Annotated in this window: 2 protein-coding genes; one reads left to right on the top strand and one right to left on the bottom strand. The window is 40.8% G+C overall.

Going from position 1 to position 1,020, the window contains the following annotated elements:
* Positions 1–56 precede the first annotated feature (56 nt).
* A complete protein-coding gene (locus tag GMD6S_RS09460; RefSeq protein ID WP_001246986.1) occupies positions 57–431 on the bottom strand; it encodes a hypothetical protein in 375 nt (124 codons plus the stop codon).
* 197 nt (positions 432–628) lie between these two features.
* Here GMD6S_RS09460 and GMD6S_RS09455 point away from each other — a divergent pair.
* Positions 629–1,020: metallophosphoesterase family protein (locus GMD6S_RS09455; protein WP_000161093.1), on the top strand; the 392-nt coding region annotated here is incomplete at its 3' end.

Genomic DNA, 1,020 nt, shown 5'->3' with positions numbered 1-1,020 from the left:
GAAAGGGACTAAGTGACTTGTCTCTATGCATTATTATAGCATGATTGCGAGAATTTTCAAGGTTTTTGTATAATTTTTTTGTTTTTCGCTCTCTGGAAGAGATGCTTGATACTCACACCAGAAACCAACCCAAGTAGGGCAAAGAGTTCATAGGCTAGGAAGTAAAGCAGGATGAACTCACCAAAGGTGATGATGGTAAAGCAATAGAGCAAACCAATACCGAGTAGCCACCAAAGTGAGAAATGAAATCGATAGCTATAAAGTAGCGATACGATAAAGGTTACCAGAGGTGAAAAGAGGACGATGTTGTAAATGTATAGTCCCTTCAGTGTATATGGGTCAGAGATGAATAGAGAGAGGAGCTCATAGAGGGGCCAGTAAAAGAAGAAAATGACAAGGTAGTATGGAATATACTTAAGATAATTCCGCATGGCAATAGTCCTCCAATCTGGAAAAATTGAGAGAGGTTGAATACCACATAATCCTAAATGAATGGGAACTCTCTACCTATATTATAGCACATCTTGGAAGCCTTTACAAGTCAATCCAGTGAGTAGTGATAGTGCTCTTTTTGAGTGTTTTCTGCTATAATACTAACAAAAGAAGTAAGAGGAAATGAGGAGAAAGAATGACGAAAATAGCAGTTCTTTCAGACATACATGGAAATATGACAGCTTTGGAAGCTGTATTGGCTGATGCTAAAGCGGCAGAGGTAGACCAATACTGGCTTTTAGGGGATATTCTGATGCCAGGGACAGGACGTAGAAGGATCTTGGACCTATTAGCTAGCTTGCCTATTACAGTAAGAGTGCTGGGAAATTGGGAGAATAGTCTCTGGCGAGGCCTGCATCGCAAGTTAGATCCTACAATAGCGAGTCATCGTTATCTCCTGCGTCAAAGTCAGTACATCTTAGAGGAGGTCAGCCCTGAAGAAATCGAAGACCTCAATAATCAACCCATGCAAGTTCATCGTCAGTTTGGTGATTTGATGGTAGGAATCACTCACCATCTCCCTGATAA

Source organism: Streptococcus sp. GMD6S, from assembly GCF_000297015.1.
The sequence above is the reverse complement of the archived record's forward strand: the minus strand, read 5'-3'. Positions and strand labels throughout refer to the sequence as shown.

Bases quoted from the DNA above. Each gene is read 5' to 3' on its own strand.
- GMD6S_RS09460 (WP_001246986.1), bottom strand. From the start codon at position 431: ATGCGGAATTATCTTAAGTATATTCCATACTACCTTGTCATTTTCTTC.